Origin of the sequence: Chryseobacillus diguaensis, from assembly GCF_049220665.1 — a bacterium.
Classification (GTDB): Bacteria; Bacillota; Bacilli; order Bacillales; family Bacillaceae; genus Metabacillus_B.
Genome location: NZ_JBMKNV010000022.1, coordinates 1 through 24138 on the forward strand (window position 1 = coordinate 1; position 24138 = coordinate 24138).

23 protein-coding genes and 5 pseudogenes are annotated in these 24138 nt (G+C 37.9%); 19 read left to right on the forward strand and 9 right to left on the reverse strand.

Annotation, left to right across the window (positions count from 1 at the left end; translation table 11 throughout):
* Window positions 1-269: 269 nt before the first annotated feature.
* Complete coding sequence (locus tag ACOT8F_RS20120) at window positions 270-704, reverse strand: Lrp/AsnC family transcriptional regulator (RefSeq protein ID WP_421653708.1); 435 nt, start codon at window positions 702-704, stop codon at window positions 270-272.
* A 133-nt stretch (window positions 705-837) separates the two neighbouring features.
* Between ACOT8F_RS20120 and ACOT8F_RS20125 the strand changes: the two genes are divergently transcribed.
* From ACOT8F_RS20125 to ACOT8F_RS20165, 9 genes and pseudogenes are all read left to right on the forward strand, one after another.
* Window positions 838-1251: a carboxymuconolactone decarboxylase family protein gene (locus ACOT8F_RS20125; RefSeq protein WP_421653709.1), complete on the forward strand. Its 414-nt coding sequence runs from the start codon at window positions 838-840 to the stop codon at window positions 1249-1251.
* A gap of 329 nt (window positions 1252-1580) precedes the next feature.
* A complete protein-coding gene (locus tag ACOT8F_RS20130; protein WP_421653710.1) occupies window positions 1581-2783 on the forward strand; it encodes a macrolide family glycosyltransferase in 1203 nt (400 codons plus the stop codon).
* A gap of 504 nt (window positions 2784-3287) precedes the next feature.
* Complete coding sequence (locus tag ACOT8F_RS20135; protein ID WP_421653711.1) at window positions 3288-4292, forward strand: LacI family DNA-binding transcriptional regulator; 1005 nt, start codon at window positions 3288-3290, stop codon at window positions 4290-4292.
* Window positions 4293-4457: 165 nt separating this feature from the next.
* Window positions 4458-5750, forward strand: a complete 1293-nt coding sequence (hisD, locus tag ACOT8F_RS20140; RefSeq protein ID WP_421653712.1) for a histidinol dehydrogenase — start codon at window positions 4458-4460, stop codon at window positions 5748-5750.
* A 59-nt stretch (window positions 5751-5809) separates the two neighbouring features.
* The gene (locus tag ACOT8F_RS20145) at window positions 5810-7006 is read left to right on the forward strand and encodes an iron-containing alcohol dehydrogenase (RefSeq protein WP_421653735.1); all 1197 of its coding nucleotides are present in this window, start codon (window positions 5810-5812) and stop codon (window positions 7004-7006) included.
* A gap of 129 nt (window positions 7007-7135) precedes the next feature.
* Window positions 7136-7415, forward strand: a pseudogene (locus ACOT8F_RS20150) (GntP family permease); the annotation flags it as partial.
* A 154-nt stretch (window positions 7416-7569) separates the two neighbouring features.
* Window positions 7570-9030, forward strand: a complete 1461-nt coding sequence (locus tag ACOT8F_RS20155) for a CoA-acylating methylmalonate-semialdehyde dehydrogenase (protein ID WP_421653713.1) — start codon at window positions 7570-7572, stop codon at window positions 9028-9030.
* 50 nt (window positions 9031-9080) lie between these two features.
* A pseudogene (locus tag ACOT8F_RS20160) lies at window positions 9081-9838 on the forward strand (SDR family NAD(P)-dependent oxidoreductase).
* Window positions 9835-10773, forward strand: coding sequence for a 3-hydroxyacyl-CoA dehydrogenase family protein (locus ACOT8F_RS20165; protein WP_421653714.1), 939 nt, complete (start codon window positions 9835-9837; stop codon window positions 10771-10773). Before ACOT8F_RS20160 ends, ACOT8F_RS20165 begins: the two are co-directional and overlap by 4 nt.
* 308 nt (window positions 10774-11081) lie before the next feature.
* On the opposite strand, the gene ACOT8F_RS20170 is transcribed toward ACOT8F_RS20165, so the two are convergent.
* Window positions 11082-11408 (reverse strand): antibiotic biosynthesis monooxygenase family protein, encoded by a 327-nt coding sequence (locus tag ACOT8F_RS20170; RefSeq protein WP_421653736.1) that lies wholly within the window; start codon window positions 11406-11408, stop codon window positions 11082-11084.
* A 77-nt stretch (window positions 11409-11485) separates the two neighbouring features.
* Window positions 11486-12101, reverse strand: a pseudogene (locus tag ACOT8F_RS20175) (flavin reductase family protein).
* Window positions 12102-12195: 94 nt separating this feature from the next.
* Here ACOT8F_RS20175 and ACOT8F_RS20180 point away from each other — a divergent pair.
* Window positions 12196-12891, forward strand: coding sequence for an ArsR/SmtB family transcription factor (locus ACOT8F_RS20180; protein ID WP_421653715.1), 696 nt, complete (start codon window positions 12196-12198; stop codon window positions 12889-12891).
* A gap of 27 nt (window positions 12892-12918) precedes the next feature.
* Here ACOT8F_RS20180 and ACOT8F_RS20185 read toward each other — a convergent pair whose 3' ends face one another.
* On the reverse strand, window positions 12919-13161 hold the full coding sequence (locus tag ACOT8F_RS20185; protein WP_421653716.1) for a YciI family protein: 243 nt from the start codon (window positions 13159-13161) through the stop codon (window positions 12919-12921).
* Window positions 13162-13244: 83 nt separating this feature from the next.
* Here ACOT8F_RS20185 and ACOT8F_RS20190 point away from each other — a divergent pair.
* From ACOT8F_RS20190 to ACOT8F_RS20200, 3 genes and pseudogenes are all read left to right on the forward strand, one after another.
* Window positions 13245-13526, forward strand: a pseudogene (locus ACOT8F_RS20190) (ASCH domain-containing protein); the annotation flags it as partial.
* A 353-nt stretch (window positions 13527-13879) separates the two neighbouring features.
* Window positions 13880-14437, forward strand: coding sequence for a GNAT family N-acetyltransferase (locus tag ACOT8F_RS20195; RefSeq protein WP_421653717.1), 558 nt, complete (start codon window positions 13880-13882; stop codon window positions 14435-14437).
* 31 nt (window positions 14438-14468) lie between these two features.
* Window positions 14469-14648: an avidin-fold protein gene (locus tag ACOT8F_RS20200; RefSeq protein WP_421653718.1), complete on the forward strand. Its 180-nt coding sequence runs from the start codon at window positions 14469-14471 to the stop codon at window positions 14646-14648.
* 1210 nt (window positions 14649-15858) lie between these two features.
* On the opposite strand, the gene ACOT8F_RS20205 is transcribed toward ACOT8F_RS20200, so the two are convergent.
* Complete coding sequence (locus tag ACOT8F_RS20205; RefSeq protein ID WP_421653719.1) at window positions 15859-16137, reverse strand: hypothetical protein; 279 nt, start codon at window positions 16135-16137, stop codon at window positions 15859-15861.
* Window positions 16138-16297: 160 nt separating this feature from the next.
* Here ACOT8F_RS20205 and ACOT8F_RS20210 point away from each other — a divergent pair.
* From ACOT8F_RS20210 to ACOT8F_RS20230, 5 genes and pseudogenes are all read left to right on the forward strand, one after another.
* Window positions 16298-16658, forward strand: a pseudogene (locus tag ACOT8F_RS20210) (class I SAM-dependent methyltransferase); the annotation flags it as partial.
* Window positions 16659-17195: 537 nt separating this feature from the next.
* Window positions 17196-18878, forward strand: a complete 1683-nt coding sequence (locus tag ACOT8F_RS20215) for a DUF6044 family protein (protein WP_421653720.1) — start codon at window positions 17196-17198, stop codon at window positions 18876-18878.
* 22 nt (window positions 18879-18900) lie between these two features.
* A complete protein-coding gene (locus ACOT8F_RS20220) occupies window positions 18901-19932 on the forward strand; it encodes a glycosyltransferase family 2 protein (protein WP_421653721.1) in 1032 nt (343 codons plus the stop codon).
* Complete coding sequence (locus ACOT8F_RS20225) at window positions 19901-20329, forward strand: GtrA family protein (protein ID WP_421653722.1); 429 nt, start codon at window positions 19901-19903, stop codon at window positions 20327-20329. The genes ACOT8F_RS20220 and ACOT8F_RS20225 overlap by 32 nt, the downstream gene beginning before the upstream one ends.
* A gap of 275 nt (window positions 20330-20604) precedes the next feature.
* Window positions 20605-21078: a hypothetical protein gene (locus ACOT8F_RS20230; RefSeq protein WP_421653723.1), complete on the forward strand. Its 474-nt coding sequence runs from the start codon at window positions 20605-20607 to the stop codon at window positions 21076-21078.
* 387 nt (window positions 21079-21465) lie between these two features.
* Here the strand turns inward: ACOT8F_RS20230 and ACOT8F_RS20235 are convergent, their stop codons facing one another.
* From ACOT8F_RS20235 to ACOT8F_RS20250, 4 genes are read right to left on the reverse strand one after another with little or no spacing between them, the layout of a single operon-like run.
* Window positions 21466-21546 carry a Fur-regulated basic protein FbpA gene (locus ACOT8F_RS20235; protein WP_421653737.1) on the reverse strand — a complete coding sequence of 27 codons (81 nt, stop codon included), beginning with the start codon at window positions 21544-21546 and terminating at the stop codon, window positions 21466-21468.
* A 43-nt stretch (window positions 21547-21589) separates the two neighbouring features.
* Window positions 21590-21745 carry a hypothetical protein gene (locus tag ACOT8F_RS20240; protein ID WP_421653724.1) on the reverse strand — a complete coding sequence of 52 codons (156 nt, stop codon included), beginning with the start codon at window positions 21743-21745 and terminating at the stop codon, window positions 21590-21592.
* A 27-nt stretch (window positions 21746-21772) separates the two neighbouring features.
* Window positions 21773-22462, reverse strand: coding sequence for an LrgB family protein (locus ACOT8F_RS20245; protein ID WP_421653725.1), 690 nt, complete (start codon window positions 22460-22462; stop codon window positions 21773-21775).
* Complete coding sequence (locus ACOT8F_RS20250) at window positions 22459-22818, reverse strand: CidA/LrgA family protein (protein WP_421653726.1); 360 nt, start codon at window positions 22816-22818, stop codon at window positions 22459-22461. Before ACOT8F_RS20250 ends, ACOT8F_RS20245 begins: the two co-directional genes overlap by 4 nt.
* A 348-nt stretch (window positions 22819-23166) precedes the next feature.
* Here ACOT8F_RS20250 and ACOT8F_RS20255 point away from each other — a divergent pair, with 348 nt between their 5' ends.
* Complete coding sequence (locus tag ACOT8F_RS20255) at window positions 23167-23295, forward strand: hypothetical protein (protein WP_421653727.1); 129 nt, start codon at window positions 23167-23169, stop codon at window positions 23293-23295.
* The last annotated feature ends 843 nt before the right edge of the window (window positions 23296-24138 follow it).

A 24138-nucleotide genomic window follows, 5' to 3' on the forward strand; every position in this document is an offset into this window, starting at 1 on the left:
ATCTATTGATACCAATAGTCCCAAGGGCGCATGCGTCCTACCCCGACTACCTAAAGAATAGCCTATAAAAAATAGGCCAGCCAGATAAAATAACAATCTGGATGACCTTATAATACGAAAGGGCGCATTTCCGTAGTAAAGGATTGCGCTCTATTTTATGTATAGGGCCCATTTTGTGAATAAGTAGAAATCTGTTTAAGAATTTCAATTATTATTAATGCTGGGTTATTTCAACTACCTGTCAGGTAAATAAAATGTAATGGCTTAAACTAATTAATTTTCAAATTCGTCGGAACTTGTGAAAAAATAAAATGTGTTACAGTGTGTGCAATTGGATTTACTTCATCAATGAATTCTTCTGCTTTAGCGAAAGTTTCAAACTGCATTTTAAGCATATAGCACGCACTTCCTGCTATTCGATAACAGAATTCTACGTTTGGAAGTTTCTCAGTATAATTTTTAAAAGATTTATAGTCGCCATTTTTAACTGTTGCTTCGATTATGCATTGGATTGGTAAACCTAATTTCTCATAATCCACTTCTAAAGTATATTTCTTTATAATTCCAAATGACTCCATTTGTCTTACCCGTTCCGTTACTGATGGGGAGGACAGATTTACTCTTCTCCCAAGCTCGCTCATTGATAAACGGCTGTTATTATGTAGTTCATCTAAAATTTTTTTGTCAATATTATCTATTTTCATTTTTAAAGTTTTTACTCCTATAATTGTTAATTTTGAAAAGGATTTATTTTATTATATTTATATCTTTAATGTAATTTAGTTATTTTGTTTTTTATAATTAATTCATAAATAAATATATCAAGGGGGAACTTATATGGCAAGAATTGTTGAATCTAATTTCGGAAAAACTCCTTTTCAAAGACTATTGGGGCATAATAAAGACGTAATGGAAGGGTGGAATCAGTTAGGAGATGTGTTAGAAAAAGATGGACTACTAACATCTAAATTAAAGGAACAAGTAAGGAGAACATTAGCTCAAAGTAATGGATGTGAGTATTGTAGGGCCAAAGGAAAACCTGATCCAGATATGTTTGATGAAAAGACATCTATTGCAGTAGGATTTGCAGAAGTCTTTTTAAAACAAAAAGGTGACATAGCTGATTCAACTTTTAATGTTTTGAGAGGATCTTTCACTGAAGAGGAAATGAGTGAATTATGTGCATTTATTTCTTTTTCGACTGCTTCACAATATTTTGGTGCAATGATGAAACTAGAACCGGAAAAATAACCAATAAACTTATTCAACAATACCAGCTAATAGAAGGTCAATAGGTAAAACTAAAAAAGTTAAGTAGTTATTTTACAACAATAAAAATGAACATATCGGTTTGAAGTTATTTCTATAAAAGTACTTTATAGGTAATTTATACTTTAAAAGCCTCTTTACGTTTTAATAATGCATAGATCCAATGAATGAGCTTGTTTGCGCAGGCTATGACAGCCACCTTATGAGACTTTCCTTTAGATTTTCAAGTATTGTAGTATGATAAATTGCAAGGGAATGGGACAGTGCCCCTTACTCTTACACAATTTAGAATTACATAAGGAGCGGTAGAAATGGCACGTGTTTTATTTATCGATGCTGGATCAGAAGGTCATATCAATCCAACTATTGGAGTTGTGCAAGAACTTATTTCGCGCGGCGAAGAGGTAGTATATTTTACGATAGAAGATTTTCGAGAGCGAATTGAGAAGACGGGAGCTACTGTACGAACATTGGACGGTCAAAAATTTATCAAAGCCTTTATCTCGGGTGGAAGAAATTATTTACTTGAAAGAATTAACGGTCTTTTACTTACAACAGATATTGTCATACCTATAGTGCTTGAACAGATTAATGGAGAACATTTTGATTACATCATCCATGATTCCATGTTTGGTTGTGGACGTTTACTTGCACAAATCCTTAAGCTACCGGCAATCAATTCTTGTACTTCCTTTGCGCAGACAAAGGAATCATTCGATAAAACGTTGGAACGGCTTTCTAAAAACATTCCTGCAGAAGTGGTTAAAGAAATAAACGATGAATATCAAAGCCTGAGGGCAATGGTGAAGGAAAAATATGGTGTCGAGATCCATACTCCTTATGAAGTTTTTTGTAATCCTGCACCACTAACAATCGTTTATACAACCAGAGAGTTTCAACCTTTTGGAGAAGCATTCGACCAAACTTACAAATTTATAGGTCCATCAATCTCTACAAGATTAATTCAAGAAAACTTCGACCTTACAGCAATCAAGGGAAAAAGCCTAATTTACATTTCACTGGGTACTGTCTTTAACCAAGCAATTGATTTCTATAAGCTTTGTTTTAAGACCTTTGGGAACACTGATCATACCGTTGTCATGTCTATTGGGGAAAAAGTTCAAATATCTGATTTGGGGGAGATTCCTAAAAATTTCATTGTCAAAAATTATGTTCCACAAACTGAGGTGCTGAAATATACTAAATTATTTATCACACATGGTGGAATGAACAGTACCCATGAAGGTCTCTATTACGGGATACCGTTAATTGTAATCCCACAAAGCGCGGATCAGCCGATCATTGCCGGGCAAGTTGCCAATATCGGAGCAGGTATTAAATTAAACATGCAAAGCTTGACTGAAAAACAACTACTTGAAGCCGTAGGTCGTGTGTTAAACGACCGATCTATTCATAAAGCTGTTTCAAATATAAGGGAATCCTTTCAAAATTCGGGTGGATATAACCAAGCTGTTGATGAGATTTTTGAATTTAAAAGTCAATATGATATCTAAATATAAAAATTTACTCAGCAGCATTATTGGTGGCTTTTTCTTAGTGGTTATGGCAATTCCTTTTTTAATTTAGTAATGGAACAGGAACTATTATAAAAGTTAGATTGTGAAGTTATATACTTAATAGTAAATATATAGGTGCTTAGACTTATATAATTAGACTTGAGAGGGAAGCACCCTAAAAGAGCAGCTAGTTTTACATTCTTCTTATCCTTAATCATTTTTTCAATTATTGTTTATACAAATTTTGAACCGAACGGATTCCCAAAATCTTTGTTAAATAAAACGGTAGATCCCGCTGAATTATTACAGACAAGAAAAGATATTTTATTAAGTTCCTTCATGCAAAGTCTTGGGATAAGCGCATGCCTTACAGCGATTTCTGTGTTTTTCTTTAAGATCAAGGAAAGAATGCACCATTTAAATATTCCTCTGTATATATTTACAATATGCCTTCTATAAGCAATAATATTTGCACTGAGGTCTATCTTAGGAGGATGAGCTATGAACTCAAAGCATGTTAACGCAATGGAGGTTGCACGCTCTGCGGGAGTTTCCCAATCCACAGTTTCGAGAGTTTTTACTCCAGGATCAAATGTGTCTGCAAGAGCAAGGAAAAAAGTGCTTGAAGCAGCAAATGAACTTGGCTACAGACCGAATGCACTTGCAAGAGGATTAATAAAAAATAAAACCAACATGATCGGATTGGTCATGGGGGATATAAAAAATCCTTTTTATCCCGAAATATTGGAGAAATTTACGAAGGGCCTTCAGGAAAAAGGCTTTCAAGTATTGTTCGTGCAAACTGCAAATGAAGAGATTCAGCAGGAAGAAATCACCCAATTCTTTGAATACAATGTAGCAGGTGTGATTGTAACAGATGCTAAATTATCATCAAACGTTGTAACCCGATTATCGGATAAGGACATACCTGTAATTTTATTTAACAGGTATACGAAAGACTCTTCCTGTCACTTTGTCTGCTGTGATAATTATTTGGCTGGAAGAGAAATTGCCAGATACTTGGCTGCAAAAGGCCATAAGCAATGCGCTTTTATTGCAGGAAAAACAAACACTTCCACCAGTATGGATCGGGAAAAGGGATTCAAGGAAGGACTAAAAGAAATACAAGCTGATTTAACTGCAGAACATGGCGATTTCACTTATGAAGGCGGCTATAAAGCTGCACTGAAATTATTAAATAGCCTTAATCCGCCAGATGCTATCTTCTGCGCAAATGATATTATGGCACTCGGTGCGCTGGATGCAGCTAAATCCTTAGGAATTCAAATTCCAAAGCAACTTTCCATTATTGGTTTTGATGATATTGGTATGGCGTCCTGGCCGCCCTATATGCTTACAACTTGGCAGCAGCCTGTAGATACAATGGTCCAATTAACGATAGATCACCTGATTGACGAAATTAAAAATGGTGATAGAGGGCCCGTAGCTTTATTGCTCCAGGGAAGTTTAATAGAACGAGATTCTGTAAGCACTTTCATAAAATAGTTGACAGCCTGGAAGTTCATCCACTATCCTTAAAATATGAACTATTCAGACAATTGCCTTCAATTGAATTGGTTGAAATTTTTACGAAAAATTTCTTACATACATATGCGATACAGGGGATATTCACCGGTTTTTTGCATACGTATGCAAAAATGGGGGATGGGAATGGCTAAAATCATTAAGCAGGGAAGAAGCAAGGAAGAAACAGCTCAAAATGATGCACAAGTTTCTGAAAAAGTGAGCCAGATTATTAAAAGCATTGAGAAGGATGGCGACACTGCTGTCAGGTCTTTATCCGAAGAATTTGATCGATGGTCGCCAGCAAGCTTTTTGCTGTCGAAAGAAGAAATTGAGAGAATCATAAGCGGTGTGGATGAGAAAACGATTGAAGACATAAAGTTTGCTCAAAAACAGGTGCGCGGGTTCGCCGAAGAGCAGTTAAAATCCATGAAAGATATTGAAGTGGAAACCCTCCCGGGGGTTATTCTCGGGCACAGGAATATCCCGGTAAACAGTGTTGGGTGCTATGTTCCCGGAGGCCGTTATCCTATGGTGGCTTCAGCGCACATGAGTGTTTTAACTGCAAAAGTAGCAGGGGTAAAAAGAGTTATTGCCTGTACACCGCCAAATCAAGGGGAAATTCCTGCCGAGACCATTGCCGCCATGCACTTTGCAGGTGCAGATGAAATCTATTTGCTCGGAGGAGTACAAGCAATGGCAGCAATGGCAATAGGAACAGAAACCATACAGCCTGTTGACATGCTCGTCGGCCCTGGCAATGCGTTTGTGGCAGAAGCAAAAAGGCAGCTTTACGGTCGTGTAGGAATTGATTTATTTGCAGGCCCGACTGAAATTCTTATCATTGCTGATGAGACAGCTGATGCGGAAATGACAGCCTGTGATATTCTCGGACAAGCAGAACACGGCCCGACTTCACCGGGAGCTCTGATCACTACATCAGAAAGTCTCGCACATGAAACGCTGAAGGAGATTGAGCGGCAGCTCGAAACCCTGCCGACTGCAGAAGTTGCAAGACAGGCTTGGGAAGAAAATGGAATGATTCTGATTGTAGAAAATGAAGAGGAAGCCTTAATAGAAGCAGACCGGCTTGCCTATGAGCATGTGGAAGTTTTGACGAAAAATCCTGATTATTTCTTAAACAATATGACAAACTACGGAGCATTATTTCTCGGCCCGGAGACGAATGTGGCTTATGGAGATAAAGTAATCGGTACAAATCATACGCTCCCTACAAAGGGTGCTGCGCGCTATACAGGGGGATTATGGGTAGGGAAATTTTTGAAAACCTGCACCTATCAAAAAGTTACAGCAGAAGCTAGTGCTGTAATTGGGGAGTATGCTGGAAGACTCTGCCAGATTGAAAACTTTGCAGGGCATGCTGAGCAAGCATTGCTAAGAGTCAGGAGGTATGGAAAACAGCTGGAAAGTAATTTTTGAGCTTTATTTTCTTATAATTTGTAATCGCTTGCAATTAGGAGGCAAAGGAGATGGAAGGGATGAGTTTCAACCGCCTTTTAGTTCCGGGAGAAATCCTATACGGAATTGATAGTTTTAAAGAAACAGGCAAACTGGTTTCTAAATTTGGAACAAAAGCTCTTATAATCAGTGATCCTGTAATGGAAAAGAACAGGACTGCAGAGACGTGCAAAGACTATCTCCTCAAGGAAGGAATCTCCAGCTCGCTGTATGCAGGAATCGAATCGGAACCGACGGATCTTCATGTGGATGAAGCGCTCTCCATTTGCAAGAGGGAAAATTGCGATGTGATTATTGCAATTGGAGGAGGCAGCTGTATTGATACTGGAAAAGCAGCAGCAGCCATTATGACAAATGGAGGCCACATCCGGGATTATTCAGGCGGCAAAAAGGAATTTACTAAAAAGCCGCTTCCTTTTATAGCTGTACCCACTACAGCAGGAACCGGATCGGAGGCCACTAAGGTTACAGTTATTACGGATACAAAGAGCGTTGTAAAAATGATGATCTCCCAGCCTGCATTGCTTCCGGCAGCAGCCATTGTTGATCCTGTCCTTACAATGTCCTGTCCTCCTCATGTTACGGCTGCAACAGGAGTGGACGCTATATGTCATGCTGTTGAGGCTTTCATATCCAGGCGAAGCCAGCCTTTAACCGATACGCTTGCATTAAAAGCAATTGAGCTGATTATGGGCAGTATTCGCACAGCATTTGAAAATGGTGAAGATAAAGAGGCGAGGAATCAAATGTCGCTAGGATCAATGCTGGCAGGAATGGCCTTTTCCAATTCTACGGTTACACTTGTTCATGGAATGTCCAGGCCAATCGGAGCTATGTTCCATGTACCGCACGGCATCTCAAATGCCATGCTGCTGCCTGCGGTTCTGGAATTCACTAAGAAGGAAGCAGCTGATCGTTTAGCTGAAATTGCCTTTCTTTTAAAACCGGAAAGCAAAGGAAAAACGAGTCAGGAAGCAGCTGAAGAATTTATTCAGGATGTTAAACTGCTCTGCATGGACCTGCAAATCCCGAACCTATGCCAATGGGGAATTGACCGGACCCAATTTATAAAAACGCTGCCGAAAATGGCAGAAGATGCGCTAGCCAGCGGCAGCCCTTGCAACAATCCAAAGGTTCCAGCGCATTCTGAAATCAAGGAACTTTACCAAGTTTGCTACAATTACAATTTTTCAGCAAATCCTTCAGCAGCTAGATGATGACAGTCTGATAGAGGAGAGATTACGGAATTGATTTGTTTATTATATTGCTTGCTTTGGGACTACTGATGTTTGTTCCGTCATTCTGATCAACCCGATTTGTGGGCTTCTTGCTGTAATGCTGACTGATCCCCATCAGGGGGAATGGGAATTACTCTTAGTTCCATGGGAGATCAGTATCTGCAGGCAATCGAGAAATATCATATTCCGCCTGAAGTCATGCACCGTGTAGTAGCCATGGCTTCCGGCGGAATTTGATTCACTGCCGCACAATGGGGTAGTTATTACCCTCGCTGTAACAGGCCTAACCCATAAGCAATCCTACCGGGATATTTTTGCCGTCACGATCATTAAAGCCTTGGTGTGTTTCTTTATCATCTTACTATACAGTTTAACTGGAATTGTTTAATATGGCCCTATTCTTAAACTTTGTTACTTTTTAATATTTTTTGAGTAAACATGAAAGCTAGATTGAAATTAAGAAAACGAAGTTAACTTTAACCAGTGTTCATACGAATAGCAAGAATATATTCGATAACGATCTTTAATAAAAAGGAGAGTTGATGATGACTGTAACTCAAGTAAAAACACTGCAAAATTTTGTTGGGGGAAAATGGGTCCATTCAGTATCCGACCGATCAGAGGCTGTACCGAATCCAGCAACAGGCGAAACGCTGGCATACGTACCGATTTCAAGCCGTGAAGACCTGGACAATGCTGCTTCGGCAGCTAAAGAAGCGTATAAAGATTGGTCAAAAACTCCGGTGCCAAGACGGGCAAGAATTTTATTCCGTTATCAGCAGCTGTTAGTCGAGCATTGGGACGAGCTTGCTAAGCTTGTGACACTGGAAAATGGAAAAAGCTACAGTGAGGCATACGGGGAGGTTCAAAGAGGCATTGAATGTGTGGAATTCGCTGCTGGAGCCCCTTCATTAATGATGGGCAGCCAGCTTCCGGACATTGCAACAGGAGTGGAATCAGGTATGTACCGTTATCCAATAGGCGTTATAGGGGGAATTACCCCATTTAACTTTCCAATGATGGTTCCATGCTGGATGTTCCCTCTCGCCATAGCCTGCGGAAACACTTTTATTCTAAAGCCTTCTGAGCGTACTCCAATCCTTGCATGCCGGCTGGCTGAATTATTCAGCGAGGCAGGTCTCCCTGATGGGGTGCTAAATATCGTTCACGGTGCACATGAGGCAGTGAATGGAATACTGGAGCATAAGGACATTAAAGCTGTATCCTTTGTTGGTTCCCAGCCAGTTGCAGAATACGTCTATAAAACTGGAGCTGCGAACGGAAAAAGAGTGCAGGCATTGGCAGGTGCAAAAAACCACTCGATTGTCATGTCTGATGCAGATTTGGATGATGCTGTTTCCAATATTATCGGTGCTGCATTCGGATCAGCAGGGGAGCGCTGCATGGCGTGTGCTGTCGTCGTTCCGGTAGGGGAAATTGCAGATACACTTGTTGAGCGGCTAAAGCAGGCAGCGGAAGACTTGAAAATCGGAGATGGCATGGAGGAAGGCGTGTTTTTAGGCCCTGTCATCAGAGAAGCTCATAAAGAAAAAACCATTCATTATATTAACACTGGCGAATTGGAAGGAGCAGTACTCGTAAGGGATGGAAGAAAAGACAACGAGGCTGATCAGAAGGGATATTTTGTGGGGCCGACTATTTTTGATCATGTTAAACGAAATATGACCATTTGGAAAGAGGAACTATTCGCGCCAATCCTTTCAATTGTCCGGGCTGAAACCCTGGATGAGGCAATCGGAATTGTAAATGAGTCTGAATTTGCCAATGGAGCATGCCTGTACACGGACAGCGCCAAGGCGGTCCGGCAATTCAGAGAGGAGATCGATGCTGGAATGCTCGGAATCAACTTAGGCGTCCCGGCACCGATGGCATTTTTCCCATTCTCAGGCTATAAAAACTCATTCTACGGAGATTTGCATGCAAACGGAAAAGACGGTGTGGAATTTTATACCCGCAAAAAAATGGTAACCGCGCGTTATTGATTATGTTCTTTTAAAAATAGAGGGATCTCCCTCTATTTTTAATTGTGATAATGAAGGGAGATAGCAATGTGGCGTATTTCAGTGAATTGAAAGGAAAGAAGGTATTAGTCACTGGGGGAAGCAGAGGAATCGGGAAGAATATTGCTGAAGGTTTTGCAGCGCTTAGAGCCGATACAGCCATTACCGGGAGGGACAAGGAGGCATTGTCTTCTGCTGTAGAAGAATTGAAAAGCACCCATCCTTGCTGTTATGGGTTTCAGGCAGATATGCAAAATGTAAACAATGTTTATGAAATGGTTGATCAGGCAGCTGCTGCTATGGGCGGTTTGGATATCCTTGTAAACAATGCAGGAATCAATATCCCTAAGCCTGCAATGGAGGTGACAGAAAGCGACTGGGATCAAATAATAGATACAACTCTCAGCGGGCTGGCAAACACATGATGGGCTATGGAAAGGGAAAAGTGATCAATATTGTTTCCCAGATGGCATTCGTTGGTTATTATAAGCGTTCTCCTTATTGTGCAAGCAAGGGTGGAGCTGTTCAATTAACCAAAGCGCTGGCAGTAGAATGGGCGGATTATAATATCAAAGTGAATGCAGTAGCACCGACGTTTATTCAAACTGAAATGACCGGCAAAATGTTTGAAGACAGGGAATTCTACAGAGACGTCCTGAGCCGTATCCCGCTTCGAACTCTTTCTAAACCGGAAGATGTAACAGGGGCCGTGCTTTTTCTAGCCTCTGATATGGCTAATTTTATTACAGGCGAAACGATAAAAGTAGATGGAGGGTGGACAGCTTTATGAATGAAAATCTTTCGATTATCGGCTCAGGTACTATGGGGCATTCAATCGCTCTGTCTGCAGCAATTGCAGGCTTAGAAATAAACATATGGGGAACGGATGAACAGGATATAAACAGAGGGAAATTGGGAATCAAAGAAAAGGCGGGAATGCTAAAGGAAAATGACGTAATTTCAGATGCTGAATACGAAAAGGTTTTCTCGCTTATTCACTTTACCGATTCGCTGGAAAAATGCGTGGCTGAAGCTACATATGTGATTGAAGCTGTCCCGGAAAATCTTCAGCTAAAACAAAATCTCTTTAAAACACTCAGTCAACTGTGCCAATCCAATGTTATCCTGGCAAGCAACACATCCGGATTAAAACCGACAGAAATTGCCGCTTTCTCTGAAAATCCGCAACGGACCATCGGAACGCATTTCTGGAACCCTGGTCATTTAATTCCGCTGGTCGAAGTAGTCCTTGGCGAGAAAACCTCACCTGAGACGGTCAGCCGCTCATTAGATCTCATGAAGCAAATGAACAAAAAACCCATTGTCATCAACAAGGAGATTCTTGGATCCATTGGAAACCGGCTGCAGTATGCACTCTTCAGGGAAGCGCAGTTTATCCTGGATCAAGGCATTGCCTCAATTGAAGATATTGATGCTGCTGTAAAATATAGTATCGGCAGACGCCTGCAAGTTACGGGTCCCTTTATGACGGCGGATATGGGCGGTTTAGATGTTTTTCATTCCATATCTGATTATCTGTTTCCGGATTTAACAAACAGTGATCAGCCATTTAATAGGTTAAAAACACTTGTTAAAGAAGGGAAATACGGTCAGAAGACTGGGGAAGGATACTACGATTGGTCCTCTTCCTTCTCAAAAGAGATGAATGAACAGCGGGAAAAAGAACTGATTTACTGGCTGAAGAAGGATAGAGAAAGGATATAATACCCCATCGAAACCGTTTATGGTAAAAGAACAAGGACTCTTCCTATATTTCAAGCAGCCGTTTGTCTGCTTTCTGCTTTAAAAATATCGCAAAAAGCCTCCTCTGTCGGCTGAAACTCAATAAACTCATAAGCTGCCATGCCATTTATGTAAAAGGGGATTCTCCTTCATGTTCCCTTACATTGACCAAAGTAACCCCGCACAATTTCATGAAGACGTTTTTCCTGAAAGAGGAAAAAATGCCAGCTGCTTGGCGATTTTCAGGCAGCTGGCATTTTTAGTTTGCTGTTCGCGGTTCATTTGCTGGATCAGACTTTAAAAGAGTAGGCTTTCTCCACTTTACAAACTCTAACAACGTAGTTTTGGTACCATACCTCTTTCCCTTTTTGCTGTGCGGTTTGATGAGCAGCATTTTCTTTCCAATTTTTTATGGGATCAAGGGACTCCCAATAGGAAACCGTAATGCCCAGTTCCTTATCCCTTGCACTTTCCATGCCTAGAAACCCTTGCTGCTGAGAGGCTGATTCCACCATTTTGTCTGCCATTTTTCCATAGCCCTTATCATTTTCTGTCCTTTGTGAAGTGAAAATGACGGCATAGCAGGGCGTCTTGAGCGTTTTTTCATATTCGTTTATTTTTAATCCCCCATATAGTTTTTTTTCATTCTAAACCTATTCAGTGTTGATAAATAGCTTCCTTAAGAAAAGATCTCTTATTTTTCAGCACGAAACGTTTTCCCCAGTTCTTGCCCGAGGCCAAAGTAATGGCGAAAGTTATAAATAATCGGGCTCCATTTGGCCGGATTAACGTGATGATCACCTAGAACAATTGCTTCATGAGCATGAATCAAAAGGGCTTGTGTCTCAACTATGGCAAAATGGGGAGTGTATTCAGGAATCCTTATCGCCTTTACCTCCGCTTCAATCGCTAAAGGGCACTCCAATATGCGGTGGGGCTTAACTTTGGAGGATTCGGCAGGTGTAAGTCCGCATGCTTCAAATTTTTCTTTTTCAAAGGAAAAGCCGATTTTTTTCTTTTCCTCCGGGACAGGGTTTTTTCCGGTATAGGGAGCAAGACGCTCAACATTTTCCCAAAGGGAGGGGTCAGGAATATTGATCACACATTCTGGATGGCTTTGTAAATTCTCGATTGCTTTTCCTCCAAGCCCGATTCCTAAAATGATAGAATCCCCAAGTGCCCAGGAAGAAGAAATAGGACTGATGTTCACCGTTTCGTCTTCATGTATTGAGCAGAATGACCGGTGTGCCGTAGTACAGGATGCTTGGCTTGATCTTTTTTGTTTTTAAACGCGGGGCTGTCTTTTCCATTTTTTTCTCTCCTTCGCTATCATGAATCTATTTTTAGCTTATAATGAAAATAATTCAGTCTTCATCGAAATATGGAATGCAGAGGAGGAAAAAAATGAATGCTAATCCGAACACCTCAATGATTGCCGCTCTTGTATCCGAAGAGTCAAGGTCTCGGATGCTTACGGCCATGCTTGACGGAAGATTTCATACAGCAGGCGAATTGGCGATGGCTGCTGGAATTAAGCCGCAAACAGCGAGTTTCCATTTAGCAAAAATGGCGGAAGCGCATACCGTCATCGTTGAAAAGCAGGGAAGGCACCGCTATTATGGACTTCGGAATCAGGAAGTGGCAGAGATCATGGAACTGCTCTTAACTGCCGCTCCGCCTGCAAAAATTCAATCATTCAAACAGGTCACAGAAGACAAAGCCATGCGATATGCACGAACCTGCTATGATCATCTGGCCGGGAATTTAGGGGTTGCGGTAACCGAGTTCTTGCTGAATGGCGGCTATGTCAAAGAAAAGGGAAAAGAATTTAGTGTGACTGAAAAAGGAGAAGCATTTTTTGAAGCATTTGAAATCGACCTAGTAAGCGCAAAGAAAAAGCGCCGTTCCTTCTGCACGAGATGTTTGGACTGGAGTGAGCGGAGGCATCATCTGGCCGGGGCACTCGGGAATGCCCTTTTAGAAAGGTTTTTTGAGTTGCATTGGCTGGAGCGCATGCCAAATACACGTTCAGTCAAGGTCACCCCCCTAGGGAAAAAGGGATTGCGGGAAGTCTTTTCTATAGAGAACTCAGCAACGTAAAAAGCAGCCGTATGGCTGCTTTTTGCTTTAGATATATGGCGAAAAAGCCTCGCCCCACTTTGTCGTCTGAAATTCAATAAATTCATAATCAGTAATTCCATTCTTATAAAACGGATCATCCCTCACCAATTGTTCTGCTTCTGCAATATCCTTCACATTGGCCAGAATGACCCCGCCTGTTATGGGATTTCTTCGACCTGAAAGGATAAATTTCTTGTTGCTGTAGTTTTGCTGAACAAAAGGCGCAAGCGCCCTGGTTAGCCCCGACAAGCGCCGGAGGGCCTGGCTGTGAAGTCGTTCTTTGACTTCATTGACAGGACCGAAGCGACCTCGAGGGGCTGGGCGCTGGAGCGAATGAACCCCTCCCAACAACAGAGGATTACAGTATTCTTTTAAACAGCTACGACAAACCATTAGCAATCATTAAGACGGTGGAGGTTACTCTAACTCCAATGAATGAAGTTACTGAAGAGTTTGCTGTTGCAGAAGGTGAAGGAGATAGGACTTATCAATATTGGTGGGAAGCTCATGAAAAATTCTTAAGAAACGAGTTAAATGCAATCGGACGTGAATTTTCGGAAGATATGCTCATTGTTTGTGAACGTTTTGAAGTGATTGATGTGAAAAATGGGTAATAGTCCATTCTTAAGCAACAGAGCTCATTACTTGAATAGCCGAGCTGCCATGGCCGGCTGTTTGTTTCTTCAAAAAATGGCAGTATAGTTGAATAAGGACTGTCTTTGAATAAATAAAAATGATATAAAATTCTCCATTAAAACTATAAAATTCATTTCTTAAATATAGGGGATAAACTCAAGTTAAACATAACAATATTTTTCTTTTTGGTAATATAATGCTAAACCATCTTAAAAAGCTTTAAGATTAAGTTAATCTAAATTTTATGGGGCTGAGGTATTGCGTACGGTTAAAGATTTATCAGATAAAAATGAAGTGTATAAAACTAACTAATATTAATAAGGAGATTCACATGATTACAATCAATTCTAATCTTTTTTACGGTGATAAGGTAAAACTTTCAATAGCTAGAGAAGAAGACTCTGAAATTATGCTGAAGTGGGGAGAAGATTCCGAATATCTTCGTAATGTAGATACAGAAATAGCCTTTCCAAAAACTAAAGAACAATTAACGACTAAAGGGCAAAAGGACCTGAATGAAGTGTATTTCCGACTTAGAACTATTGATGAAGATCATTTAATCGGATTTGTTGCTATTCATAGCATCGAATGGAACAATCGCGCGGGACTCTTGGCTATTGGGATTGGAGAATCTTCTAATCGTAATAAAGGTTATGGGTCCGATGCGTTGAAGCTGATACTTCGTTATGCTTTCCATGAATTAAATTTGGATAGAGTCGGTTTGGAAGTTATTGAATATAACAAAGGTGGAATAAGATCGTACGAAAAGGTTGGTTTTCAACAGGAAGGTAAAAAGAGGTCGGTAGTTTATCGGGACGGAAAAAGATACGATATTATTGTTATGGGAGTATTACGTAATGAATGGGAAGAAATTCATAAATTGAATTAATTTTCGAAAATTTAAAAAAGGAGAAGTAAATATGATAGATTATAATGGGCGAAAATTTATTTCAATTGAAAATACTGCTAATGGAGAGGTTTCTTCAAAAACATTTTTTGAATATAAACAAGAGGGGAATATTATTTCAGCAACATATAGGTGGAGGACCAATCATATAGAGAAGGTAGTGCCTACGAGCATTCAGATCCCACCTCATTAAACATTTATAAAGAACCTTTAGGTGACTCCGTTAATAACGTTGGTCTTTATACTCTAAACTTAAGCAAAACTGATATTCAGTTAGAAGAAATGGAATTCCTAACAGGTATTGCTCAAAAACGTAAATTGTTTATAACAAATATTAATTAAAATTCAGGAACTAATTTAGCTCGTGTCAATAGTCAACAGGTGAAGGATGACATTAAAGTGTAAGTATTTAACTACTGATAAATCAACGTTTAGATTATTGTACTTACACTTTTGTGTCAATTTTTTATGACATAAAAGTGTAAGTATCCTGCAATTTGACATAAATGTGTAAGTAAGCCCGTTAATTATGTCCGGGAAAAAGGATATTGTTATTCAGTTATTCAAACGTAGGACTTCAGTTATTGAACGAACTCAATAATTAAAATAAATAATGCTACATAAGGAACACTATTCGTAACGCCTATCATTGCCTCATCAAGCAAATTACATTTGAGACGGATGGCAAAAATCTGTACGATAAATACCATAGATTCCTAGCTTGGGTCTGGGTTGATGGGAAGCTGCTGCAGGAGGATATAACAAAGGCTGGATGGGTCAATATTATATGACTACGGTAGATACGGTTACGAAAATAAAGTTCGATCTGCCATGAGTTACGCTAAAAATAGCATAAAGGCATGCATAAATAATAGATCCAAGTTCCGGCTCTCCCGGAGCTTTTTATTTTTTTGCTAACTTAACAGGATGCTTTTTTACAGGTCCTAAAGATATAATTTAATAATTCAATTAAACTTGAGGTGAATAAATGAAAAAGGATAAAGAAAAAGGCAAATATTCAGACGATGGTTTGAAGCTGCTAAGTGACTGGAAGGGTCATTTGGGTACTTAAAAGAGCTGGATATAGCCCTTCAAATAAGCAATCAAATAGTTAAAGTATTTATCTATAGGTTGCATGGAGTTGTGATTACCACGAAAAGTAAATTGTTTCAAAAGAAAATGGGTAAATTTATAAGCTACTCCCAGCATGTCTAGGGAAAGGCAAAACAGTTCAATAATTTATCTATCGCTAAATTGCTGCCTTAGATCAAAAGAGGAAATTTACTGAACCTGCAGCCATACTTATCAGACAACTAAGCAACAATCAAGCGCATTTCCAGTAAAAGGTTTGTTTTTTACATCTTGAACAAGGTATTCCTTATTTTAAATCATTTCTCTACTAATTAGGAAAGACCCTTTTCATTTAATGAAATGGGTGAACCAGTGGAAGTATGCTGATTAACCCAGTCAAGAGATACTTTTGAAACGGAAGTCCAGCCAGGTATTTGTGCACTATGTTGTTCTACCCAGCTCATACAATATTGCGGGTCTATATTATTTTCTTGGCATTGTGCTAAGAACGACTGAATTGCTGTTTCCGTACAATTTTGCCATGATCCACAAGTATTTTTCCAAATATATTCCATTTTTGTTTGCAGTGAAAGGTTCTTTTCATTAGTCAAATTGGGTTCCTCCGTTTTTTTTAAGTCAAATTGATATCTTAAATAATAACACCATTTAGTATGTCCATGGTTAAATAAAAACATTACTATGTAAAACCATTCAGTAATGTACAGTATGAAGACAATATGTAAAATTTCTTCAATTTTTGTATGAAATCATTCCGATCAAAATCTAATAGATAAAGGGTTTAATAACAACAAAAAAACTTTCTTTAGTCTTATGAACTAAAGAGGAAAATTCAAGCTTGATTGATCATTTATTTGCTAAAGTCCCATCAGGAATGCAGACGAAAAACTATTTAAAGAAAAAGGAATCTATAATAAAGTTGAAAATGGCTTCAGCAAGCGGAGAACCAATGAAATCATGTTTTTCTTAATGAAATTGAGAATATGTTAGAAAAATCAAGTTTACTCATTTATGAACATCACCGGCTAAAATTAGCGAACTTTATTTTGACAATCGAAAAGATTACCTAGCAGCCTTTGAAACCATTCATTATCTTCATGCTGTAAAACAATAAAGTGCACTGTAAAATGACCGAACAATCTCTTTCTAGAGTTTGATCGGTCATTTTTTTATGAAAAAAGCTTGCTTCCTGTTACGGGTATTGTGCCTTTTAGGCGTACAAGTAAAATCAAAAGAAGAATGGGCTAATTTTGGGATGGAGGCCCCAAAAATGTGATTTTATTTCCTTTTAAAATAGTTACATACCATAATTTTAGTAGCTCTATTTTCATCAAACAGGCTCATTTCTCTAATAAGGAATGCGCCTGTTTCTTTTTATGGGCAAGATTTTAGAAGTGAGTTTGCCATAACGCATCCGAAGCCTTTTTATTTCTTTATATAAAATTTACGAATTTTGTTCAGCCATTGCAGAATCACCGATATTTTCACATTGCAATCCAATTCCACTTTTAAGTCCAGAGAAGGCCAAATATTATGCCTATCTGATTGTTAAAAACTTACAATATGTAATTGATTCTAAAAATGGGGATATTATCTCGAAATTTGTAAAAGTTATTAGCACTATACCTTCATATGTCATAGAGGTGTGTACATGGTGTTTAAGTACAAAATAAAAAATGAGCAAATCCTTATTTTTATTGCTTTTATTGTAATTTGTCTATATTTGGCACCTTTATTCATTCTTAGAGAAAATGCCCATATTCGTGTCCATGATAATTTAGATTCCAATCTGGCTTGGTACAAAGTATTAAATACATCTGGATATTTATTTGGCGGATTAAATGGTAATATTCCACAAATAATGAATGGGCTTCCACGAAATGCATTAGGCTCTGAATTGAATGGGCTTGTTTGGTTGTATTCCTTATTTCCAACAATGACAGCTTATGCTTTAAGCCAAACGATTACGAGAATAATTGCTTTTATCGGAATGTATCTCCTTTTAAAAAAACATTTTTTATTTGATAAAGAATGGGGACTAATAAGGGTTGGGGCAGCTTTAACGTTTTCCCTAACTCCTTTCTGGCCTTCAGGGATGCTAAGTACTTTAGGGATGCCGCTTGCACTCTGGGCCTTTTTAAATATCCGGAAAGGAGAGAGAGAATGGAAAAATTTCCTGGTTCTCACCCTGCTTCCTTTCTATTCCAGTTTCGTTTTAGGTTTTTTCTTCTTTTTATTTGCAATAAGTATTCTCTGGGTAAGTGATTTTCTTAGAGGAAAAGGGTGGAATATTCCCTTCTTACTTTCAATTGCATACATGATAATGGTCTATTTTATTGTTGAGTATCGCTTAATCTATTCTTTCTTATTTTCAAATGAACCGAATAGCAGAGACCAATACTTTCATGCAAGATTGCCATTATGGAGAGCAGTCCGGCTGACATTGAAGAACTTTGTATTGGGTCACACCCATGTAATGACAGTTCATGGTTTAATCATTCTACCCGTAACCCTGACTGCGCTGTATATAGTTATTCGGAAAAAACGATGGGAACAGGAAAGGGAATTTGTCTTTTTGTTTGTCCTTAATTTTATTTTATCAGCCTGGTATGCTTTTTGGTTCTATAAAGGATGGCTTCCTCTTACTGCGCGTTTCCATTTTCTAAATACCTTTAATTTTGCCAGGTTTCATTTTTTAAGGCCGTTGGTTATCTATCTTGGTTTTGCTCTTGGTTTAAAAATTTTATTCAATCATTTTCCCCAAAAATGGAAGCCGTTCGTAACAGCGTGTATTCTTGCTCAAATTATTCTATTGGGAACCTTTAATGAGGAAATAATGTATCATAAAAAACCATCCGTAAAAGAGTTTTACGCAGAAGATATATTCAAGAAAGTCAAAGAACATATTGGACTCCCACAAAGTGATTACCGAGTGATAAGCCTTGGAATCCACCCTGCTATCGCTCAATATAATGGTTTTTATACTCTTGACTCCTATAATAATTTCTATCCATTGGCATACAAATTTGCTTTTCGAAGAATCATTGAAAAAGAATTAGCAAAAAATAATAACCTGCAAATTTATTTCGATGAATGGGGGGGAAGATGCTATATTTTCACCAATGAACTAGGCAAAAACTACATGTTTAAAAAAAATACAAAGAAACGATTAGAGAACCTTGAACTTAACATTGATACGTTAAAGGAGATTGGGGGAAGGTACATTTTTTCAGCAGTTCCCATCGATAATGCAGAAAAGAATAAATTAGAAATGGATGGAGTATTTGAATCTCCTCAATCAGCTTGGAAGATTTATTTATATAAAATCAAGTAAACACCTTGGAGGACGGACCATCATGAATCAACAAATACTGACAATCGTTGTTCCCTGTTACAATGAAGAAGAAGTTCTTCCTAATACCATTCATCAGCTTGATAAGCTAATAACTAATTTTATAAACGATGGTCTTATTTCAAGCAGAAGTAAAATACTATTTGTTGATGACGGAAGTGCTGATAGAACGTGGTCGATTATCTATAAAGCAAGTTTACATAATGAGCATGTCCGTGGATTAAAATTAGCCAAAAATGTTGGTCACCAAAATGCTTTATTAGCAGGTTTATTCACAGCAAAAGATGCGTCGGATTGCATTGTTTCTATCGATGCGGATTTACAGGATGATATAAAGGTTATTCAAGAATTTATAAACAAGTTCCAGGCGGGGTATGAAATTGTTTACGGAGTTCGGGAGAAACGGAATACTGACACCCTTTTCAAACGTAAAACAGCTGAATGGTTTTATAAATTGATGAAAAAATTAGGAATCGAACTTATTTATAACCATGCCGATTATCGATTAATGAGTAAGCGCGCAATTGAAGAACTTCAAAGGTTTGAGGAGGCCAATTTATTCTTAAGAGGTATTGTCCCTCTGATAGGGTTTAAATCAACCAGCGTATTTTATGATCGAAAAGAAAGACTTGCAGGACAGACAAAGTATCCTTTAAAGAAAATGGTTTCCTTTGCTTTTGATGGAATCACTTCATTTTCAGTAATCCCTATTCGATTTGTGTTATCGATTGGGTTGGTTACGTTTTTTGTAAGTTTTCTTTTTAGTATTTACTTTTTATTTTTGAAGTTTTTTGGTACGACACAGACAGGGTGGACATCCCTTATTACGTCCATTTGGCTGATAGGGGGTTTGCAATTAATAGCAATTGGATTAGTTGGTGAATATATAGGAAAAATTTATAAAGAAACGAAGCGGCGTCCTAAATATATTGTAGATATTGATTCATATAACTTACCGTTCCCGCAGCACCTAAATCATTTAGAAGGAGAAGCAATGTATAACTATGAGCTTAGACAATTACCTGAAACCACTTAATAACTTGTTTCTCCGGTTCTTACTTGTTGGGTTTATTAACACGTTAGTAGGATTGTCTACAGTTTTTCTATTAATGACCGTATTTCATTTATCTTATTGGATATCCACTTTTGTGGGAAATACTGTTGGTGGTGCTGTAAGTTTTTTATTAAATCGATCTTTTACATTTGACAGCCAGACCTCTTTTAAAAAAAGCATTCCTCGTTTTTTTATAGTAGTTCTTATTTGCTATTTTGTTTCTTTCTCTGGGGGAGAATATGCCGCTTATTGGTTTAATCATTTAATTGAATATACACATCTTATGGCTCAGGATGTAGCAGCTGTTCTCTTAGGCACCTCACTGTATACACTGTTAAATTTCTTAGGGCAAAAATATTTGGTTTTCAGGTATAACTAGTCACAAAAAGAAGCATTGTCCCTTGGGGCTTTCAGGTCATAACAAAATAAGCTGTTCAGTTTTAGCACAATACAATGTTAAGGAAATCCCTTAGCCACCTTATATAAAGACCTTTATCCAACAATTCCTTTTCTACCCATTGAGAACTTTCGAAATATATATGACCGATGATGTACATATTATAGAAAACAGAAAAAATGAATGATAATGATAAACAGGGCAGATTAAAATGCAAGGATCTGGTTTAACATAATCTAAACTTTGGAGACGGAATAATGAAAAACTCAAAATTATTTTTACTGGCTATACTAATTCTCCCATGGTTAACTGTACCTTTCCTAGGTAGGAAAGCATTAAAAAAATATCTCCCAGCTGCAATATTTATGGCCACATTCACAAAAGCAATAGATCTATATGGTGAAAAGAAAAAATGGTGGAGATTTTACAAAGGGATAGGCCCCTTAAATAGCATGAATTTTTTTAATTTTGGTCCTTACATAGTCACTAGCCTTTGGGTGTTAAAATTTACTTGCGGTAAATATCCATTATATTTAATTTTTAATACTATTCTTCACATTTTATTTACCTTCAAAGGATTAAAATATTTAAAACGTTTTAAAATATTTTCCTTAGTAAAATTAACAAAAATTCAATACTTATTCATTAACTTTATAAGAGGGTTACTTTTATATTGTTTTCAATATATTAATGATTATTGTTATAGTAAAAAAACGCTTTATAGCAAATAAAACAAATTATATTTGGTAAAAATAAACTTCTCGGATTTCTAAAAATATAACCAATAGGAGCAGTGCTGCCAAATTGTGAATGAATGCATTTAAAGTAATGGGGGCTTGAGTATAATGGGTTGCGTCCCAAACGCTATCGCAGGTGAATATGGAATCATGCTGCACCTGTTTTTGTGGGGAAAACCCTGTGTTCTATACGCCTCTTTAGAATTAACCTTATTAATTATTATGATGTCCCTTTAAGGATACAGCTGATATTGCACCGAGGAGCAAGTAATAAAACCAAAATAAAACATTTTTCTTGGCATCTTTTAAAAAAAATAGAACCATCATGATTACTCACAATGGTTCAGGTTTATGCTATTTTTCATTATCTGATTTACTGTTTCATCGGCTCAAGGTTTCCAGTTCACTAAAAGTGAAACTATATAGTTGCTGGTCCGTTTCTTGAAAAACCCTTGCATTCAATAGTTCTTTAATTTTTGCAAAGACAGAACGGAGTTTAAGACATTTAAGACACTCCTTTTATTCCATTATTTTGTACAATTCTAATGAGCTTATGGGTACGAGAGCCAGCCGTTTGGATCAATTCCTCAAGAAGTTGATCTCTTAGGAGATCCAACTGAATAATTTTTTGGGCTAACATGATTTCTTTAGTATCATACATCGATATTCCTTCTTTCAATTGGAGTTTTTATAGTAGAAAAAGGAGGAGCGGCAACATTGCCGACAGAAAAATGGCCGAGGTAGCCATGGCTATGCATCCCAAAGCTCCTTCTTCCTCACCCCAAAGCATGGATCGGTTAGCTCCAAGCATTTGGGCAGAAGTTCCCATTGCAAGGCCTCTGGCGGCTTTGCTTGTAATCCCGGCCTTTTCAAGGAAGTGAGGTCCGAATATTACTGAAAAAAGGCCTGAAGACAAGACGAAGAATACAGTAGTGGAAGTGATGCCCCCAAGGCCGTTTGAAACAGATAAGGCGATTGGCAGGGTAACTGATCGTGGAATCAAAGAAGCCAGCACTTCATGGTTAAAATGAAAAAGCTTTGCCATGAAGAACACCGCTAAAATGCCTAATACTGTCCCGGTAAGAACTCCAGAGAAAATCTTATTGACGTTACGTATAAATATTGGCCATTGTTTATATAGCGGTACAGCAAAAGAAACGATGGACAATTGTAAAAGCTGCTCGAAAATAAAACTTCCCTGTTGGTATGTTGTGAAAGGGACATGGAATAAAAAAAGAAACGCGAGTATAAAGACTGGAGAGGTATACAATGGATTCAGCCAGTTTCTCTTAAACTGCCGGAATATTTTAAGGCTGATCATGTACCATATTATGGTGGTGGCCATACAACAGATAATACTGACCAGGAATGTACTCATTTTCGGCTCCTCCTTTTTTGCTTTTCAAACCATTCTACAGAAAAGGCAGTTCCCAGCAGGCAGCATAAGCTGCTGATGATCAAAGCAAAAATAAAACTCAAATCCAGAAGGGACATCAGGTTCGGGGATAAGAACAAACCGATTACAAGCGGGACAAAAAGCAAAGTCAGATGTTTTATCTGAAAAGCTGCCACCTTTTCAATCCATTCCAATTTCATAAATCCGGCAATTAAAGCCACGAGTAACATAATCATTCCAATAACGCTCCCCGGAATTGGGATGTGGAATATAGTACTTATTAATTTTCCAAACAAAAGAAACACTAAAATAATAATCAGTTGAATGATCCAAGTCACTTATTTTTATATCCCTCCCTGTTGATTTTTTTTAGAATAAATGATTTACTATACAATTTCAGTAAAAGTGTGAGATTTCCTTACAGTCCTTTTTATTCTTGAACCAAAACCTTGTAAGAAAATATAACTATTATGATACGACAGCGCCAAGTAGAGGTTGGGGATTGAAAAGTTTTTGATTGGTTTGCCTATTCACTAGCTTTACTGTTTAGTAAGGGAATATGGAAAATTATCGAAAAAACCCAGTCGAATTAGACAAAAGGTGCGGAGATAATGATATTGCTTATCCAAGATAAAATCCTGGGAAATTACGAATCAGGCATGTAGAATTACGGTGGATCAAACCAAATGGACTTTTTAAAATTTAAAGCATTTTTTGAAGAGCTCACCGATAAAGGAGGGGATTTTCAAGAGGACAACTGTATTGAAGCCTTGCTTAATGAAGAATTTTGGTTTATTTCAAATTCTAATGGTTAAATACTAAAAATTGAACTCCATTATGATGATGAAATGGATTGGAGATGGCGGGAGTAGCTATATAAGGGGGATAGGAGAAAATCAAGCCTTGATGAATCATTAACTTCAAGGCTGCTTCTTTTTTTGAAGGAGAGAAATTTATTTTGAAAGTTTGGATATGTAACGATTGGGTCATACTTTTCCAAAAAACAACTCCAGTGATAATCATCGTTCGAATAATAGATAACTCGTTCACCAAAATAATCACGAAAATAATAAGGAAGTTGGAGAAAGAAGTTCCTCATAACCAAGGAGTCAGTGGTAAATGCGTATCAAACTCTAGAGACAATGTGGATTTTCACCCCCAGCTCTCACAGTGAACAGCAATATTGTTGAACTACGAGAAGCATTTATTTTACATCGTGTCAAATCACAACTGAATCGCCATCCTGAAATATGGCAGCGTGTTGCAAAAGGGAAAGGTCTATACAATTGAAATTTAACAAATTAATATTTTATGCGTAAAGGATTCACCAAGGTCAAAATTAACATTATGTGAAAATTATCTTTTTGATACAAATGAGTTTTTTAAACTGAATTTTTTTAGAGAAAAAAATGATACTAAACCAATGAAGCAAGGTATTGATAAAGTGGTTTACATTAATTAATTAGGATATAACTCCATTCGATGTTGAATACAACAATGTGAATGGAGAAATAATTGCTAAGTTAAGTTGCTCTTAGACTGTTGACAAAAATCTCTTAAAAAAGGGTCTGTCGGCAGTTTGTTTTTTATAAGAAAGAAGATAGATTGATGTGGGGTTAAGAAAGCTGTCCAATAATAATTATATTCAGCGGGGGACC

What these genes read in the sequence shown, in the direction of transcription:
- ACOT8F_RS20135 (WP_421653711.1), top strand. Translation starts at nt 3,288, where the DNA reads ATGAACTCAAAGCATGTTAACGCAATGGAGGTTGCACGCTCTGCGGGA.
- ACOT8F_RS20215 (WP_421653720.1), top strand. Translation starts at nt 17,196, where the DNA reads ATGGTGTTTAAGTACAAAATAAAAAATGAGCAAATCCTTATTTTTATT.
- ACOT8F_RS20245 (WP_421653725.1), bottom strand. Translation starts at nt 22,462, where the DNA reads ATGAGTACATTCCTGGTCAGTATTATCTGTTGTATGGCCACCACCATA.
- ACOT8F_RS20180 (WP_421653715.1), top strand. Translation starts at nt 12,196, where the DNA reads ATGAATGCTAATCCGAACACCTCAATGATTGCCGCTCTTGTATCCGAA.
- ACOT8F_RS20200 (WP_421653718.1), top strand. Translation starts at nt 14,469, where the DNA reads ATGATAGATTATAATGGGCGAAAATTTATTTCAATTGAAAATACTGCT.
- ACOT8F_RS20220 (WP_421653721.1), top strand. Translation starts at nt 18,901, where the DNA reads ATGAATCAACAAATACTGACAATCGTTGTTCCCTGTTACAATGAAGAA.
- ACOT8F_RS20145 (WP_421653735.1), top strand. Translation starts at nt 5,810, where the DNA reads ATGAGTTTCAACCGCCTTTTAGTTCCGGGAGAAATCCTATACGGAATT.
- ACOT8F_RS20225 (WP_421653722.1), top strand. Translation starts at nt 19,901, where the DNA reads ATGAGCTTAGACAATTACCTGAAACCACTTAATAACTTGTTTCTCCGG.
- ACOT8F_RS20155 (WP_421653713.1), top strand. Translation starts at nt 7,570, where the DNA reads ATGATGACTGTAACTCAAGTAAAAACACTGCAAAATTTTGTTGGGGGA.
- ACOT8F_RS20165 (WP_421653714.1), top strand. Translation starts at nt 9,835, where the DNA reads ATGAATGAAAATCTTTCGATTATCGGCTCAGGTACTATGGGGCATTCA.
- ACOT8F_RS20125 (WP_421653709.1), top strand. Translation starts at nt 838, where the DNA reads ATGGCAAGAATTGTTGAATCTAATTTCGGAAAAACTCCTTTTCAAAGA.
- ACOT8F_RS20230 (WP_421653723.1), top strand. Translation starts at nt 20,605, where the DNA reads ATGAAAAACTCAAAATTATTTTTACTGGCTATACTAATTCTCCCATGG.
- ACOT8F_RS20130 (WP_421653710.1), top strand. Translation starts at nt 1,581, where the DNA reads ATGGCACGTGTTTTATTTATCGATGCTGGATCAGAAGGTCATATCAAT.
- ACOT8F_RS20195 (WP_421653717.1), top strand. Translation starts at nt 13,880, where the DNA reads ATGATTACAATCAATTCTAATCTTTTTTACGGTGATAAGGTAAAACTT.
- ACOT8F_RS20240 (WP_421653724.1), bottom strand. Translation starts at nt 21,745, where the DNA reads ATGTATGATACTAAAGAAATCATGTTAGCCCAAAAAATTATTCAGTTG.
- ACOT8F_RS20120 (WP_421653708.1), bottom strand. Translation starts at nt 704, where the DNA reads ATGAAAATAGATAATATTGACAAAAAAATTTTAGATGAACTACATAAT.
- hisD (WP_421653712.1), top strand. Translation starts at nt 4,458, where the DNA reads ATGGCTAAAATCATTAAGCAGGGAAGAAGCAAGGAAGAAACAGCTCAA.
- ACOT8F_RS20255 (WP_421653727.1), top strand. Translation starts at nt 23,167, where the DNA reads ATGGACTTTTTAAAATTTAAAGCATTTTTTGAAGAGCTCACCGATAAA.